This window comes from Photobacterium kagoshimensis (assembly GCF_050337045.1).
Classification (GTDB): Bacteria; Pseudomonadota; Gammaproteobacteria; order Enterobacterales; family Vibrionaceae; genus Photobacterium; species Photobacterium kagoshimensis.
This window is the reverse complement of the sequence record NZ_JAKJSO010000033.1, coordinates 1-15,129: the sequence shown is the minus strand read 5'-3', so window position 1 is coordinate 15,129 and position 15,129 is coordinate 1. Positions and strand designations below refer to the sequence as shown.

The 15,129-nt window shown below is 40.3% G+C and carries 18 protein-coding genes; 13 read left to right on the top strand and 5 right to left on the bottom strand.

Annotated features, from left to right (window positions below; genetic code table 11):
* Nucleotides 1-180, top strand: a 180-nt coding sequence (locus tag L4C35_RS22540) for a hypothetical protein (protein ID WP_428464966.1), incomplete at its 5' end; no start/stop codon positions are given.
* Between the two features lie 49 nt (nucleotides 181-229).
* Here the strand turns inward: L4C35_RS22540 and L4C35_RS22535 are convergent.
* Entirely contained in the window at nucleotides 230-427 is a 198-nt protein-coding gene (locus L4C35_RS22535) for a hypothetical protein (protein WP_428464965.1), read from the bottom strand.
* 143 nt (nucleotides 428-570) lie between these two features.
* Between L4C35_RS22535 and L4C35_RS22530 the strand changes: the two genes are divergently transcribed.
* The 4 genes from L4C35_RS22530 (at nucleotide 571) to tnpC (ending at nucleotide 5,067) form a co-directional block, all read left to right on the top strand.
* Entirely contained in the window at nucleotides 571-1,800 is a 1,230-nt protein-coding gene (locus tag L4C35_RS22530) for a hypothetical protein (protein ID WP_428464964.1), read from the top strand.
* A 990-nt stretch (nucleotides 1,801-2,790) separates the two neighbouring features.
* Nucleotides 2,791-3,090, top strand: a complete 300-nt coding sequence (tnpA, locus tag L4C35_RS22525) for an IS66 family insertion sequence element accessory protein TnpA (RefSeq protein WP_428464963.1) — start codon at nucleotides 2,791-2,793, stop codon at nucleotides 3,088-3,090.
* On the top strand, nucleotides 3,087-3,431 hold the full coding sequence (tnpB, locus tag L4C35_RS22520; protein ID WP_428464962.1) for an IS66 family insertion sequence element accessory protein TnpB: 345 nt from the start codon (nucleotides 3,087-3,089) through the stop codon (nucleotides 3,429-3,431). The genes tnpA and tnpB overlap by 4 nt, the downstream gene beginning before the upstream one ends.
* Nucleotides 3,432-3,516: 85 nt before the next feature.
* Entirely contained in the window at nucleotides 3,517-5,067 is a 1,551-nt protein-coding gene (gene tnpC / locus L4C35_RS22515) for an IS66 family transposase (RefSeq protein WP_428464961.1), read from the top strand.
* A gap of 615 nt (nucleotides 5,068-5,682) precedes the next feature.
* Here tnpC and L4C35_RS22510 read toward each other — a convergent pair.
* Together L4C35_RS22510 and L4C35_RS22505 are read right to left on the bottom strand one after the other, a co-directional pair.
* Nucleotides 5,683-6,345 carry a hypothetical protein gene (locus L4C35_RS22510; RefSeq protein WP_428464960.1) on the bottom strand — a complete coding sequence of 221 codons (663 nt, stop codon included), beginning with the start codon at nucleotides 6,343-6,345 and terminating at the stop codon, nucleotides 5,683-5,685.
* Between the two features lie 30 nt (nucleotides 6,346-6,375).
* The gene (locus L4C35_RS22505; protein ID WP_428464959.1) at nucleotides 6,376-7,329 is read right to left on the bottom strand and encodes a glycoside hydrolase family 19 protein; all 954 of its coding nucleotides are present in this window, start codon (nucleotides 7,327-7,329) and stop codon (nucleotides 6,376-6,378) included.
* Nucleotides 7,330-7,834: 505 nt separating this feature from the next.
* On the opposite strand from L4C35_RS22505, the gene L4C35_RS22500 reads away from it, so the two are divergent.
* The 7 genes from L4C35_RS22500 (at nucleotide 7,835) to L4C35_RS22470 (ending at nucleotide 13,128) form a co-directional block, all read left to right on the top strand.
* On the top strand, nucleotides 7,835-8,041 hold the full coding sequence (locus tag L4C35_RS22500) for a hypothetical protein (protein ID WP_428464958.1): 207 nt from the start codon (nucleotides 7,835-7,837) through the stop codon (nucleotides 8,039-8,041).
* A gap of 524 nt (nucleotides 8,042-8,565) precedes the next feature.
* Nucleotides 8,566-8,763 carry a hypothetical protein gene (locus tag L4C35_RS22495; protein ID WP_428464957.1) on the top strand — a complete coding sequence of 66 codons (198 nt, stop codon included), beginning with the start codon at nucleotides 8,566-8,568 and terminating at the stop codon, nucleotides 8,761-8,763.
* Between the two features lie 387 nt (nucleotides 8,764-9,150).
* On the top strand, nucleotides 9,151-9,963 hold the full coding sequence (locus L4C35_RS22490; RefSeq protein ID WP_428464956.1) for an endonuclease NucS domain-containing protein: 813 nt from the start codon (nucleotides 9,151-9,153) through the stop codon (nucleotides 9,961-9,963).
* Nucleotides 9,964-10,095: 132 nt separating this feature from the next.
* Nucleotides 10,096-10,671, top strand: a complete 576-nt coding sequence (locus L4C35_RS22485; RefSeq protein WP_428464955.1) for a hypothetical protein — start codon at nucleotides 10,096-10,098, stop codon at nucleotides 10,669-10,671.
* Nucleotides 10,672-10,807: 136 nt separating this feature from the next.
* The gene (locus L4C35_RS22480) at nucleotides 10,808-11,770 is read left to right on the top strand and encodes a HEPN domain-containing protein (protein ID WP_428464954.1); all 963 of its coding nucleotides are present in this window, start codon (nucleotides 10,808-10,810) and stop codon (nucleotides 11,768-11,770) included.
* Between the two features lie 174 nt (nucleotides 11,771-11,944).
* Nucleotides 11,945-12,430, top strand: a complete 486-nt coding sequence (locus L4C35_RS22475; protein ID WP_428464953.1) for a hypothetical protein — start codon at nucleotides 11,945-11,947, stop codon at nucleotides 12,428-12,430.
* A 464-nt stretch (nucleotides 12,431-12,894) separates the two neighbouring features.
* Complete coding sequence (locus L4C35_RS22470; RefSeq protein ID WP_428464952.1) at nucleotides 12,895-13,128, top strand: hypothetical protein; 234 nt, start codon at nucleotides 12,895-12,897, stop codon at nucleotides 13,126-13,128.
* 49 nt (nucleotides 13,129-13,177) lie between these two features.
* On the opposite strand, the gene L4C35_RS22465 is transcribed toward L4C35_RS22470, so the two are convergent.
* Both L4C35_RS22465 and L4C35_RS22460 read right to left on the bottom strand, forming a co-directional pair.
* Nucleotides 13,178-13,375 (bottom strand): hypothetical protein, encoded by a 198-nt coding sequence (locus tag L4C35_RS22465; protein ID WP_428464951.1) that lies wholly within the window; start codon nucleotides 13,373-13,375, stop codon nucleotides 13,178-13,180.
* Between the two features lie 92 nt (nucleotides 13,376-13,467).
* Complete coding sequence (locus tag L4C35_RS22460; RefSeq protein ID WP_428464950.1) at nucleotides 13,468-14,025, bottom strand: hypothetical protein; 558 nt, start codon at nucleotides 14,023-14,025, stop codon at nucleotides 13,468-13,470.
* Nucleotides 14,026-14,931: 906 nt separating this feature from the next.
* Between L4C35_RS22460 and L4C35_RS22455 the strand changes: the two genes are divergently transcribed.
* Nucleotides 14,932-15,129, top strand: a 198-nt coding sequence (locus tag L4C35_RS22455) for a hypothetical protein (RefSeq protein ID WP_428464949.1), incomplete at its 3' end; no start/stop codon positions are given.

The window sequence follows — 15,129 nt, the reverse complement described above, 5'->3', positions numbered from 1 at the left end:
GGTTCGGCCGTGGCGGTTGATGCTCTGCGTACTCACTTGTTCTTAAATTTCTCAGCTATTGCCGCACCATTGTCGAGGATAGCCGCTTTCAATATTGTGGTCGGTTCGTTGGTAGGGAAGTGGTTACATTTTGGTGGTTGCCGTAAACATTCTAATTGTGGGCGATGTTCGCGGTTTTAGTTTGGGCTGCCTTTTTATCAGTATTCGAGCCGTTTTTTGTTCATCTTTTTTAGGTAAACCATAGTGCTAACTTCATCGTAGCCGCTATTTTGTGGGTAAACGCGCAGTAATTTTCGTGGTTATAGTTTTGAATTTGGCTGCCTTGAGTTAGGTGTTTGTCGCGCTTAATCAGCGCAATTTTTAATTGTATTTCATCATGGCAGGCAAGCTGCTTAACCCAAGTCAAACGGCCGGGTAACAAAGGCATTAAGGTGACGCTTAACGCTCGGCGGTTTTGGTTTGAAGTGTATTTGGTTTTGTAAGTTCAGCGTTGGCGCACCTTATGCCAAGGCGTTATGTGTTGTTGTAACTACCTGATTTATTGTAAAATCATGCTCAGGTAGGAGATATATGATTAAAAATAAAGCATTTCAAGCAATTTCGATGGGTATGTTGTTGGCATTTGTCAGTGCCTTTATGCCTTCGTTAATTGAAACAATAAAGAAGATGATCGCAGATTATTCTCATGAAGACTTTGCGACAGTTGGCTTTGGTAGTGTTTCTGCTGCAGACTTATCATTTTCAGTAGTTTATTTGTTGTTGTTTTTTTCAACTGCATTTATGGGGTATAAATGGGAAAGAAATTCAGAAAAAGAGTTATCTAGCCGAAAGGCTGAATTAGATGAAAAGATTAATGCTCAAACATCTAATAGTAAGTTTATAATGGACTATCTTCATACAATGCCACCTCAGAAGTATTTGGCTCAATTTGAGACTACTTATTTAGGTTTAAGAATTACGTTATCAGAGATTAAAGAGTTTTCTGACGACTATTATGAAAATGAGCCTGATTTAGTGTCTGCAATAAACAAGTGTGAAGGGCTAATTTGTCAAATGAATGAATGGCTTATTAGAATCACCAAGCAATGGGACACTCAAGGAACCGTATTTGATCCAAGCATTGAATACAGAGTTAATGTAATGGCTTATTGTAAAGCTACAGATGCAGTTGAAAAGTTTAAATCTAATGAGTATCAGTGGAAACACTCGGAAAGATTCTTTATGGCATCAACTCCAGAAGGTATTGTAACAGATATAGATGGAGTGTTGTTTGTTGATGGACGTTTAGATATTCATTATACAGAAAACCAAGGTGTTTTTAATTTAACAGAAAAAAGAACGCCTATAGCTTTACCTGTTACCGCAACTGGTAACAATAGCAACTATCCTAATCAGAATTTACCCGGAGCTTCAAAAGCCTTTGCTACAGGTGAAACACAATATATTGAATGTTGCAAAAGTGCTATTCATGAAGAAATAGACATGATGGAGCATATTTCTTCATTTATGCAGGATGAGTTAAAGCTATACTATGGTGAAGGCAACTTCGCTCAGTCGATAATATCGTTTCCCTTGCAAAGAGCAGGCGAAAAACCATATGGCGTGCTAAATTTATACCGAAATAAAAATCATTTAGCTAAGCGAAACGAATATGATTTTATGGCACTGATGAAGCCCATAATTGTGACTATTTCTGAAGCAATCTATGAGCTATACTTGCTTAGAAGCGACTTAGAAGAAAAATTCTCTGTTAAAGTAAGTTCTGGTGAAGAAAATGGAGGTGACAATGTTAGTTCCTAGCTCAATAAGACGCGAGCGCAGGCGTGATCGTGACAGCGAGGATGATTCTAATCGTGTTCGTATGCGCGCAACTCGAGTTCAAACTTCGTCAGAGCATTTTGAAATGTTATCAAGTAAAGATTATAAGTTATCATATTCTGGTAGAGTTATTAAGGTTCGTATTGATATCACTGAAGAATCAGAGAAGCAACACATAACAAAGCAATCAAGGTGATGCGTTACACTCGGCATTATTAGTATATTAAGCACTGTGTTTACGGTGCTTTTTTTATGTCTTGGTACAACGCACACCTTATTGCAGGCGTTACTAGACGAGGTTGAGTTCTTTTTGTGTACCTAACTCCGTTGTCGCTGTGCATTGGTCAATTCCAGAAGTATTCGTATGCAGTAAGAATTGTTCGTCGTTTGTAGCGGCTGCTTATTTTTAAACGTCTCAACGACTGGCGTGAATATTCGCTGGTAACCGCACCAACTTCTGTATTTGGTTTTAACCATGGTTCGGCCGTGGCGGTTGATGCTCCGCGTACTCTTAGTTCTTAAATTTCTCAGCCATTACCGCACCATTATCGAGGATAGCCGCTTTCAATAATGTGATCGGTGCGTTGGCAGGGAAGTGGTTACATTTTGGTGGTGCCGTAAGCAATAGCATTGTGGACGATGTTCGCGGCTTTAGTTTGGGCTGCCTTTTAATCAATATTGCAGGCGCTTCTGGTTCATTTTTTCTAGGTAAACCATAGTGCTAACATCATCGTAGCCGCTATTTTGTTGGTAAACGCGCAGTAATTTTCGTGGTTATAGTTTTGAATTTGTCTGCCTTGAGTGGGGTGTTTGTCGCGCTTAATCAGCGTACTTTTTCATTTCACTTCATCATGGCAGGCAAGCTGCTTGAGCTAAGTCGATAGGCCTAGTAACAAAGTAAGCGTCTAATTAACCACACATTCTAATTTCAGCAAGCCTTTGTCATAGTTTCTCTAGCCTAATGGAGGAACTATGACACAATCAGAAAAGCACCAACATTGGACGGCCATTGTTTTCAAGCAACAAGAAAGTGGCCTTTCCATTCCACATTTTTGTAAAGAGCACGACATCAACTACGCCACTTTTCACTACTGGCTGAAAAAGCTCAAGCAAACCGACGATGAACAAGTAGCTCACCAAGTGGTCATGAATGATCCCCCATCTTTCAGTGGGGAAATGGTTGTCGTGCACTTGCCTAACGGACTCCGAGCCGAGTTGCCAACGTCACTTTCATTGGTTCAGATTCAAACATGGCTTAAGGCGCTGCAATGATCCCAAGTGGCGCTGTCTATCTTGTCTCAGGTATTACCGACATGAGAAAGTCGATTGATGGCCTCTCTCTCGTTGTGGCCGATGTGCTAGAAATGGATCCATTGAGTAACGCATGGTTCATCTTCTGCAACCGAGGACGAGATAAAATCAAAATATTGTTCTGGGATACCAATGGTTTTTGGCTCTATTATCGCCGCTTAGAAAAAGGCCGCTTCAAGTGGCCAAGGCCTACGACGTCTGGTCATATCCACATCTCTACCCAACAACTCAACTGGCTGCTCTCTGGGTTAAAACTTGAAAATCCGCAAGCACATCAGCCTCTTTATGGACGAGAAGTGTGAGCTAGAATGTTGATCATCATATTGGGCTTGAATGATCCTTTTTCGCTGTCAGACTAGGTGAAAATATTGAATTAAGAGCCCTAACATGACCGAACTTCCTGATGATGTTGAACAACTCAAAGCGATGCTGCTCAAGCTTCAGGAGGAAAACCAATCTAAAGATAATGCGATAGCGACATTAGAGAAAACCGTTCAAACTCAAGCAGAAGAAGTCGTTGAGCTAGAAAACAAAATGCAGTTACTCATCGAACAGCTTAATCTCAGTAAATCTAAGCGCTTCTCTGCCAAAAGTGAAAAAGAACCCAAAGGTACCTTCAATGAAGCTGAGCAACAAAATACCTTGCCTAAACCTGCACCGAAGCATCATAAGAAAGGCCGAAAACCTCTGCCTCAAGAGCTAGAGCGTGAAGTGCTGCAACACACACTCAATGCACCTTACTGCGACTGTTGCAATGAACCATTACATGAGTGCGGAACCGACGTCTCGGAAGAGCTAAAAATCATCCCTCAAAAGGTCAGCGTTATACGCCATAAGCGCAYCAAATACGCTTGCCGACACTGCGAAAAAACACAAACCAGCAGTAAAATCATTACCGCCCCTAAGCCTGCTAATATGATCCCAAAAAGCATTGGCAGCCCTGAAGCGTTCGCTGCGGTTGTTACCGCAAAATATGTGGATGCACTGCCGCTTTACCGCCAGGTCGAAATTTTAAAGCGTTCTGATATCGAGCTAAGCCGAGGTACACTGGCGAACTGGTGCGTTCAACTGGGCAACAAAGTGAATGTCATCATTGAAGCGATGAAAGCCCATTTACTGAATGAAGAGCTCATCTGCGCCGATGAAACCACCGTTCAAGTGCTGCGAGAAAAAGATAGGTCAGCACAAAGCAAATCTTACATGTGGGTCTATCGCAGTGGTGAGTTCGTTAAACAGCCAGTAGTCATTTACGACTATCAGCCAAGCCGCGCAGGACAATGTGTTAAAGATTTTTTAGGGGGGTACTCGGGTTATTTGCTCACCGATGGTTATCAAGCCTACAGCGGTTTAAACAATGTTATCCAAGCTGGTTGTTTAGCTCACGCCCGGCGTAAGTTTACTGATGCGCAAAAAGCACAACCAAAGAAGAAGTCAGGCCGTATTGAAAAGGCCATCAACTTCATCGCCAAGCTATATGGTATCGAGCAAGAAGCCAAAGGGTTAAATGCTGTTGAAAGGCAGCAACTACGCCAACAAAAATCGAAACCAGTCTTAGATAAGTTCCATCAGTGGTTGCTTGAAAGCCAAGAAAAAGTGCTGCCCAAAAGTCAGCTCGGCGGAGCCATTAATTACACCGTCAACCAATGGCCTAAGCTGCTCACTTATCTCGAAGATGGTGATATCAGCATAGATAATAATGTGACTGAGCGAGATATCCGCCCGTTTACTACGGGTCGTAAAAACTGGATGTTCTCCACGTCTGTTGAAGGTGCCACTGCGAGTGCTAACTTATATAGCTTAGTAATGACGTGTCGAGCGAATAACATCAACCCATATTACTACTTCGCGCACTTGTTCAAAGTGCTGCCAACGCGTTCACCTCAAGATGATCTTACCGATCTTATGCCATGGAACTTTGACATCAATGAGACCGAATAAGGCCTCACTGCTTAATTAGACGCTTACCGTTGATCTGAAATATTGGCAGCGATTTGCAGAGGTAAAAAGCGATAAGGCTGGCAATTCTATGGTAGCTTCACTGATGTTTAACTGCTTGTTTAGTAGCTTTTTATCAAGAGCAACCGCTTCCCCAACACTAGTTAAGCGGGTAGCTTTCATAATCTCGTCAGTTATTCGTATTTCCCTTCCACTCTACAACGCGCAGCTAGTTATCTCTGCTTGATCCAGCAAAAATCATATTCATTTGTCTAACGTAAAAGTGGCGCTATTTCTAAAAGCAACGTTAACTATCAACAATATGATTTTAAACAATAAATTTGTAAAGTTCTCTTATCATTAAGCACTTGGTGGTATATCATGCGTACGAGCAGAAAACTACATACCTTGCTTGGCGGTAGCGTGGGAAAATTGAACACCATACGCTCAGAAAAGTAGCCATAACAAAGCCATCAATACGACCACCAACGCTCGGCATTCTAGGTCTGAATTGGCAATGGTGTTTTCGGTGGTCTATCAACATTATCGTAATGCGTTGCTGGCGTATTATGGCAAGCGTTATGCGGCTCAAACACTTGTAATGAGTATTTTCTATAATCATTCGATATTTGATATCGGCCAGTTGTTATATTGCTCTTCAGTGTAAGTTGTCCATTCGGATATTTTTTTGTCTTCTTGACATTGAACTTCGATTTTTAATTGAGCAATTGAGGGTTGAGATTGTGTTATTACATAGGTTGTGCTTATGCCGCAGCCCCCTCCGCCTCGATAGAAGTTATTATTGGTAATTGTGCTTTCAGATTCATTTATTGATAAATTACCCCATAATAAGGAATCAGATTTCTGATAATATTGAAAGCCTTTAGTTACTTTGTTAAAGCGTAGGTGAGGGCTGTCTTCTATTAGTCTAAATTGAGGGAAATAAATAAGGTTATATTCCCCAGATTCCTTTTTTGATTCAAGGAATATCATTTCACCTTGATTATAGGCTCCCGTTTCACATATTACGGATACTAAATTACGGCCATCAAACCACAAATACCTCTCTACGCCAATAAAATCATTTGAAAAATCAGTAATGTGTTTAACTCCGCTGTCGCATGATAAAGGCCAGTTAATGACTTCTTTCCAATCCGATCGGCTTAGTGGAGCTTTAATTACTTTATTTACGGTTTCAGCACTGACTGCCAAAGGTAGTAATAATGCTAGTGCCATAGGTGAAAATAACCGAAAAATGGTATTGAATATGTATTTAGTCATGAATTTCCTAATGATTATAGTTAACTTCACTTAATTTGAAGGAGATGAAGAGCAAGCAGCAAGACGTAGTAATATCTCAATGGATTCAGCGTAACTAGCTACTTTCTTTGCAGCATCACTACCATTGATTATTTTACGAGCACTAAAGTAGTTTGAGTTTCCACCATTAATGTAGTCGGCTAACTTTTTGCCTGTGAATGTACCATTTCTCATTCCATGAGATGTTATCTTATAGGCAATATCGACATTCAGTGCTAGATCTGGATTGATATATAACTTATCTTCTAATCCTAAAGCTTTACCAATACTTTTGTAATTATAGTCCCAAGTTAGCTGAACATAGCCTCTGCCATAGTAAATGTTTGTATATTTTTCCCCAGGGAGACCTCTTATACCATTAGTGTCAATAACTAAAAATTCCTTTGCATACTTATATCCTTTACCTAATCCAGACTCTCTTAAAGGTTTAAATGAAAAAGTCGTTTCATGGTATGTGGTAGCAAGGATATAAGCAGCCCATCTAATATCTTTAATTGATGAGTCTTTCTGTAACATACCAAAGAACCCATTTAAATCTTCTCCTTTGGATACCGTCAATCCGTGATATTGCTTAAAGAATTGCTTAAATTTTGTTGCTGTAATTGTCCTAAGTATACCTGTGTTAACTAGTGGGGTATTAAAAATAGTTCCAATTATAGATGTTGGGGTATGCCTTTGGGACTTCAAAAGTATATTGAATGTAGCTCCGTTAGGGTCAACTCTTCCATCCGGTCTTTTCACTTTTAATATGGTTTCTTGAAACGATTTTATTGCTTTAATAAGAAGTTCCGAAGACAATCCATTGATGTTGAGTGAAGAAAAGTTCTGTGTAGGCCTTTGAGGCTTATTGATAGAGAAGTGACTTTTTAGTAGAGCTTGGATTATAGCAACATCGATTGCTTTATTTTTTCCTCCGCTTCCTACTGATTTCGATATTTTAACCATTACTTCTATCCTATTTGTAAGTTTAGCTGCGACTTCTTGTCGAAAGTTTAAAATCACAAAAATAATAATGGTGTTCTTTGTTATTGCAACTTGTTTTGATGCTCTTAGTGAAAGTTTGCGACACTTTCCAACCTGCTTTGAAATGCTAATTTAATTGATCAATAACAATTGGTAATCTCATCCGAAATCTAAATTTAAGATACTGATACTTGATTGATAATCATAATACTAACATTAGAGCACGTCATTGGATTGCGATAACCTTTGCCGCATAACAAGGCAATCAAGGTGATGCGTTACACTCGGCGGTTTTGGTATGGAGTTCGGTGCGCTTTGCAGGTTCAGTGGGGCACACCTTATCGCAGGCGTTACCCGTCTTGGTTGAGTTCTTTTTGCTTACCTAACTCCGTTGTCGCTGTGAGTTGGTTAATTCCAGATAAATTCGTATGCAGTAAGAATCGTTCATCGTTTATAGCGGCTTCTCGTTTTTCAACGTATCAATGACTTGCGTGAATGTTCGCTGATAACCGCGCCAACTTCTGTACTTTGTATTAACCATGGTTCGGCCGTGGCGGTTGATGCTCCGCGTACTCACCAGTTCTTAAATTTCTCGGCTATTGCCTCACCATTTTCGAGGATAGCCGCTTTCAATATTGTGGTCGGTGCGTTGGTAGGGAGGTGGTTACATTTTGGTGGTTGCCGTAAGCAGTAAAATTGTGGGTGTTGTTCGCGGCTTTAGTTGGGCTGCCTTTTAATTAATATTGGCGAGCGTTTCTGGTTCATCTTTTCTAGTTAAACCATAGTGCTAACTTCATCGTAGCCGCTATTTTGTGGGTAAACGCGCAGTAATTTCCGTGGTTATAGTTTTGAATTTGTCTACCTTGAGTTGGGTGTTTGTCGCGCTTAATCAGCGTACTTTTTCATTTCACTTCATCATGGCAGGCAAGCTGCTTAACCCAAGTCAAACGGCCGGGTAACAAGGCCATTAATACGACCACCAACGCTCGGCATTCTAGGTTTGAATTGGCAGTGGTGTTTTCGGTGGTCTATCAACATTATCGTAATGCGTTGCTGGCGTATTATGGCAAGCGTTACCCGACTTGGTTGAGTTCTTTTTGCTTACTTTACTCCGCTGTCGCTGTGAGTTGGTCAATTCCAGATAAATCCGTATGCAGTAAGAATCGTTCGTCGTTCATAGCGGCTTCTTATTTTTAAATATCTCAACGGCTTGCGTGAATGTTCGCTGGTAACCGCGCTAACTTCTTTATTTGTTTTAACCATGGTTCGGCCGTGGCGGTTGATGCTCCGCGTGCTCACCAGTTCTTAAATTTCTCAGCTATTGCCGTGCCATCATCGAGGAATGCCGCTTTCAATATTGTGGTCGGTGCGTTGGCAGGTAAGTGGTTACATTTGGGCGGTTGTCGTAAGCAATAGCATTGTGGGCGATGCTCGCGGCTTTAGTTTGGGCTGCCTTTTTATCAATATTGGCGAGCTTTTCTAGTTCATCTTTTCTAGGTAAACCATAGTGCTAACTTCGTCGTAGCCGCTATTTTGTGGGTAAACGCGCAGTAATTTCCGTGGTTATAGTTTTGAATTTATCTGCCTTGAGTTGGGTGTTTGTCGCGCTTAATCAGCGCAATTTTTAACTGCATTTCATCATGGCAGGCAAGCTGCTTTAGCCAAGTCGAACGGCCGGGTAACAATGGCATTAATGTGACGCCTGACACTCGGCGGTTTTGGTTTGAAGTGTATTTAGTTTTGTAAGTAATGCGTTGGCGCACCTTATGCCAAGGCGTTATGCTTCCGAGGAAACTTGAGACAATGAAAGAAGAATTTAAACATTGGTTAACTGAGTCGGGTAAAGCGTTAGATTTCCCTGCTTACTCGGATTCTATAAATAGATTATCAAATCATTACTCAAACCAAACAGGCGAAGAGTTTGATATTTATGAGCTTGAAGATTGCCGTGAATTAAGCAAGTTACGGCGACTATATGCTAAGAAGGGCAAATTTTCAGAGATTGGTGACGAAAAAAATGGAAGCGTAAGGACAGCATTGTCCTATTACACAAAATTCCGCTCGCAGCAGATGGTACATCAACAGAATGAGATTTTGATGCAAGCGGTTGAAGACTTTTGTACAGAAAATTCAAGTAATGAATTGAACGAATATCGTAAGGAAGTGCAGCAGTATTGTGAGCAACTACCGTCAGTTGCATCGAAAAGTAATGGAATTGAACTTGATGCGTCAACGATGTGCTTCACATATGAAAGAGACCTACAACAATTGCTTTGTATGCAAGTGGCAGAATTGTTCCCAGGTTATGAAATATTTGGTGGTGTAGAGGTTGGTATTGAGTACCCGGTTGGGTCGAGAAGAATAGATGTATTGTTAGAAAAAACCTCTGACCAATCACTATTAGTTGTAGAGCTTAAGTCAGGAGTCGCAGACTTTAGAGTGTTTGGTCAAATATCCATGTATATGGGACTCGTTAGTCGAGAGTTTTGTGAGCATACTGTCGAGGGAGCCATTGTTGCAGGACAAATTGATGATAGTTTAGTTCAAGCGGCTGAAACTAATAGCTCAATAAAATTAATGACTTATCAGGTTGGTATTAAGTTAGAGGAAGCATAACAAAGCCATCAAGGTGATGCATTACACTCGGCGGTTTTGGTATGGGTTCAGTGCGCTTTGCTGGTTCAGTGGGGCACACCTTATGGCAGGCGTTAGGCGATTATGTTAATTGAAACTCTGGAAGTATAAGCCATGAATATTTATAGGGTTTGCGTTGAAGATTTACCTGAGCATTTTCCTACACATAAACACACTGCTGTGTTCTGGGAAGGCTTGGGTCGTACTGTTGCCACATTTGGTTTTCTCGAAGAGACGCTACTTAAATCCATATTTGCTTTAAGTAGTACAACTCAATATCCAGAAAGTGAAATCGAACTAGCGTATACAAAATGGTGCGAGGTGCTAGAAAGATCTGTTTCAGATCAATTGGGTAGTTTAATTGACACATATGGCAAATGCTTGCGGAATTATCAAACGCAAACTATTGATTTGGAGTATATCTTAATTGACTTGCGTGAAGCGGCTAAGATACGAAATGTTCTTTGTCATGGATCTTGGCAAGCACCAGATATTGCGGGTGGTTCAGTGCCTTTTTTTGTAAATCGGCAAAAAGAAATCTTTGATACAGCTGTAGATGTTGAGTATTTAAAGCAAGTTCAGCAACATGTCAAAGAGCTGAGTTGTTCAGTAATAAACTCGGTAACCCAAAAAGGACTTCAGTTTCCAGGCTCTAAAGGTCCAGGGAAACCGGCTTGGAAAATCGCCTAACAAAGGCATCAAGGTGACGCTGGATACTCGGCAGTTTTGGTTTGAAGTGCATTTGGTTTTGTAAGTAATGTGTTGGCGCACCTTATGCCAAGCGTTAAGCCTCCAAGTTATACACTTTTAGTCGTGGAGTTTATTAATGAGCCAGTATGATCTGAAAGATGCAATTAGTGAACATATGCCGTTTATTGATGAGCTTCTACAGAAGATGAATGTACCTATATTTAATCGATATATGCGTGCTTCATATATTTTTGTTGATGTCGCGGTAATTGATTCCAGCTTCGAAACTAAAGATGAACTATTGAAAAGCAAAGCTTTCTTTGAGCATATAATTCCACCTATAAATGATTGGTATTGGGATAAATATGGTGAATTGGCCAAAAATCCAACTAGTAGAGTGTTTTCTGGAATTGTTACTCCTTATGGTCAGCCTATTTCAGTTAAAATCCCTGCGACCATCAGTAGTGTTGAAGTGCCAAATGAAACTGCACGGCTTATATTTCCAGATTGTCTTCAAGAAAACGAATCAATGAATAGCATGCTTCAAATTCCAGTTAAATGGGATAAGCTGACTGAAGAAGAAAAGAATGATTTATCTTCAGAATTTCACGATGTAGTTTCTATGACTCGCTCGATAAACCTAAATATCATGTCTATTACAGGGCTTGATGAGGAAACTCTAAATATGGCTCGTGGGATATGGAGCCACTTTGAGAAATCAATTTTGGATATTTTGTCATTTCAAAACCACCAAGCATCAATTGGCTGCTGGGAGTTGCACTTAGCAATTGAGAAAACACTCAAGGTATATTTGAAACAAGTCAGTGGGAATAGACCATATGGTCACGATTTAAATGAAATAAGCAAAAAAGTAAAGACGTACGATCCGGATTTAGACCTTTCAATAATTCCGTTACTTCCAAGTGATAAAAGTGCCATTAAACTACGGTATTCAGAACTTGTTACTAATATAGGAGAGGCTGTGGAATACTATAAGAGAGCTTTAGTTCTGGTGTCGCAGGTTACAAATAAATTATCGAGAAAGTACTGCTTAAATAATGCTTCTGTCCTATTAAAAAAGGCACCTTGGGCAAAGTAGAGGCTTAACAAAGCCATCAATACGACCACCAACGCTCGGCATTCTAGGTATGAATTGTCTATGGTGTTTTCGGTGGTCTATCAACATTATCGTAATGCGTTGTGGCGTATTATGGCGAGCGTTATGTTTTTTTAAATGGTACGTTGTGTTGAATTATAGAAGGGTGAGTTGGATATGAGGTTTTATAACAGTATAAAGCTCGCTGCTGTAGTAGTTATTCTATCCACAGCGACTAAAGCTATGGCTATCGAGCTTAGGGAACAATTTCAGGTTTTTCAAGATTCGATCTTAGGGGCAAAATTTGAATTCAAGTGTGGAAAATCCATATTGAAGTTAGAAAAAAAGATGTTGGATTTACCAAAAATATACATAAAAGAACATCTTGAATGGGTAGAACTTGATGACTTGAAAGTTCATTCTACAGGCATAACCTTTAACGGTCTCGGGTTGACAGGTGACTTACCTAAATCAGCATTATACGTTGAAAGTAATTTGCCTATATTTAACAAGCAAAATAATAGATATAGAGATACAGCTGATTTTTACTCAATAGTAAGCGAGGAAAAATTCAAGCCTTTTGTAAGTCAAGTTGACTTCTATACAAATAAACTAATTCAATTGAACTCAGCAAAGTACAGAGGCTTGAGTTTGATTATATGACTAAAGAAGTAGTATACATAAAGTTTACTACAGGGTTTGGAGTTTATAGTGGTTGGTACGAATTAGGTTATATGGCGAACGCATATAGTATGCCTCGTTTTACTTTTGGTAAATCATCTATTCTCGGTGTGGCTGTAATTAATAGTAATGGAGATGAAGTTTCACTTAGTAAGTGTTATGAGTGTGAATAATACTAATATAATGGTTATAACAARGCCATCAAAACGACCCTCAACGCTTGGCATTCTAGGTATGAAYTGGCTTTAGTGTTTGCGGTGGTCAATTAAATMTTGTCGTAATGCGTTGCTGGCGTTTTATGGCAGGGCGTTACCCGACTTGGTTSAGTTCTTTTTGTGTACTTAACTCCGCTGTTGCTGTGAGYTGGTCAATTCCAGATAAATTCGTATGCAGTTAGAATAGTTCCTCGTTTGTAGCGGCTTCTTATTTTTAAACTTCTCAACGACTTGCGTGAATATTCGCTGGTAACCGCACCAACTTCTGTATTTGGTTTTAACCATTGTTCGGCCGTGGCGGTTGATGCTTCGCGTACTCACTTGTTCTTAAATTTCTCAGCTATTGCCGCGCCATCATCGAGGAATGCCGCTTTCAATATTGTGGTCGGTGCGCTGGCAGGGAAGTGGTTACATTTTGGTGGTTGCCGAAGGAAATCGCATTGTGGGCGTTGTTCGCGGCTTTAGTTTGGCTGCCTTTCTATCAGTACTCGCGAGCGTTTCTGGTGCATCTTTTCTAGGTAAACCATAGTGCTAACTTCATCGTAGCCGCTATTTTGTGGGTAAACACGCAGTAATTTTCGTGGTTATAGTTTTGAATTTGTCTACCTTGAGTTGGGTGTTTGTCGCGCTTAATCAGAGTAGTTTTTAGTTGCACTTCATCATGGCAGGCAAGCTGCTTTAGCCAAGTCGACCGGCCGGGTAACAAAGGCATTAAGGTGACGCTTAACACTCGGCGGTTTTGGTTTGAAATGTATTTGGTTTAGTAAGTTCAGCGTTGGCGCACCTTATGCCAAGGCGTTAGGCTCACAGGTTGAGTTGACCTGGACATAGAACCTCTAATTGTCTTGCGACATCTTTACATGTAACTATGTCTTTTTTTGTAAGCTCATTATAAATACTATCAAGCGCACCAGTCGCTGGGTCTAAGTATCTAGCTTTTACGAGATCAGAAGTTAATAGTGTAAGGTCTGCGTAATTTTGCATCCCACATGTTGTTACTAAGACTTTTTTAAGTTTATTAAAGGCAAGGCGTTTTTTGTCGTCATGTTGGGCATCGTATGGGCAATTTTTGATACGCAAAGACTTACTAAATAGTTCTACATTATCTTTGATGTAGCCAGATTTGGTAAGGTTGTTTGAGTCAAACGCATGTGCGATGGATGAGAATGTGATAAGGATGACCATCATCTTGGTGAATTCACTTTTAAAAATTGATTCTAAACCTGCAAAAATCGTCCACGGGGTAAGTATTGCTGTAAAGAAAAAAGTTAAAGCTAAAAATGGTGCGTCAAGAAATATTTCGTAAATAGAGAAAATAAGTAAAATTAAGGTAATAGCGATAGTTGTCCCTAGTTTGAACATATTCACCTCATTAATTTTTGTGATACTGTGTTTTTGTACAGTTTTTTGGTTTTAAATGCAAGCCTAACAAGGCAATCAAGGTGATGCATTACACTCGGCGGTTTTGGTTTGGAGTTCGGTGCGCTCTGCTTGTTTGGTGGGGCACACCTTATTGCAGGCGTTACCCGACTTGGTTGAGTTCTTTTTGTGTACTTAACTCCGCTGTTGTTGTTAGTTGCTCAATTCTAGTTAAATCCGTATGCAGTTAGAATCGTTCGTCGGTCATAGCGGTTTCTTATTTTTAAACGTCTCAAYGACTTGCGTGAATRTTCGCTGGTAACCGCGCCAACTTCTGTATTTGGTTTTACCCATGGTTCGGCCCTGGCGGTTGATGCTCTGCGTACTCCCAGTTCTTAAATTTCTCAGCTATTGCCGCACCATCATCGAGGATAGCCGCTTTCAATATTGTGGTCGGTGCGTTGGCAGGGAAGTGGTTACATTTTGGTGGTTGCCGAAAACAGTCTACTTGTGGGCGATGTTCGCGGCTTTAGCTTGGGCTGTCTTTTAATCAATATTGGCGCAAGATTTTGGTTCATCTTTTCTAGGTAAACCATAGTGCTAACTTTATCGTTGCCGCTATTTTGTGGGTAAACGCGCAGTAATTTTTGTGGTTATAGTTTTGAATTTGTCTGCTTTAAGTTTGGTGTTTGTCGCGCTGAATCAGAGTAGTTTTTAATTGCATTTCATCATGGCAGACAAGCTGCTTTAACCAAGTCGAACGGCCGGGTAACAAAGGCATTAAGGTGACGCTTAACACTCGGCGGCTCTGGTTTGAAGTGTAGTTGATTTTGTAAGTTCAGCGTTGGCGCACCTTATGCCAAGGCGTTAAGCCTCCAAGTTATACACTTTTAGTCGTGGAGTTTATTAATGAGCCAGTATGATCTGAAAGATGCAATTAGTGAACATATGCCGTTTATTGATGAGCTTCTACAGAAGATGAATGTACCTATATTTAATCGATATATGCGTGCTTCATATATTTTTGTTGATGTCGCGGTAATTGATTCCAGCTTCGAAACTAAAGATGAACTATTGAAAAGCAAAGCAAGCAAAGCTTTCTTTGAG

Excerpts from the sequence above, each read along its gene's own strand:
- L4C35_RS22535 (WP_428464965.1), bottom strand. The coding sequence starts at position 427 with ATGCCTTTGTTACCCGGCCGTTTGACTTGGGTTAAGCAGCTTGCCTGC.
- L4C35_RS22465 (WP_428464951.1), bottom strand. The coding sequence starts at position 13,375 with ATGCCTTTGTTACCCGGCCGGTCGACTTGGCTAAAGCAGCTTGCCTGC.
- L4C35_RS22460 (WP_428464950.1), bottom strand. The coding sequence starts at position 14,025 with ATGTTCAAACTAGGGACAACTATCGCTATTACCTTAATTTTACTTATT.
- L4C35_RS22495 (WP_428464957.1), top strand. The coding sequence starts at position 8,566 with ATGTTCGCTGGTAACCGCGCTAACTTCTTTATTTGTTTTAACCATGGT.
- L4C35_RS22510 (WP_428464960.1), bottom strand. The coding sequence starts at position 6,345 with ATGACTAAATACATATTCAATACCATTTTTCGGTTATTTTCACCTATG.
- L4C35_RS22530 (WP_428464964.1), top strand. The coding sequence starts at position 571 with ATGATTAAAAATAAAGCATTTCAAGCAATTTCGATGGGTATGTTGTTG.
- tnpB (WP_428464962.1), top strand. The coding sequence starts at position 3,087 with ATGATCCCAAGTGGCGCTGTCTATCTTGTCTCAGGTATTACCGACATG.
- L4C35_RS22505 (WP_428464959.1), bottom strand. The coding sequence starts at position 7,329 with ATGGTTAAAATATCGAAATCAGTAGGAAGCGGAGGAAAAAATAAAGCA.
- L4C35_RS22485 (WP_428464955.1), top strand. The coding sequence starts at position 10,096 with ATGAATATTTATAGGGTTTGCGTTGAAGATTTACCTGAGCATTTTCCT.
- tnpA (WP_428464963.1), top strand. The coding sequence starts at position 2,791 with ATGACACAATCAGAAAAGCACCAACATTGGACGGCCATTGTTTTCAAG.
- L4C35_RS22490 (WP_428464956.1), top strand. The coding sequence starts at position 9,151 with ATGAAAGAAGAATTTAAACATTGGTTAACTGAGTCGGGTAAAGCGTTA.
- L4C35_RS22480 (WP_428464954.1), top strand. The coding sequence starts at position 10,808 with ATGAGCCAGTATGATCTGAAAGATGCAATTAGTGAACATATGCCGTTT.
- L4C35_RS22475 (WP_428464953.1), top strand. The coding sequence starts at position 11,945 with ATGAGGTTTTATAACAGTATAAAGCTCGCTGCTGTAGTAGTTATTCTA.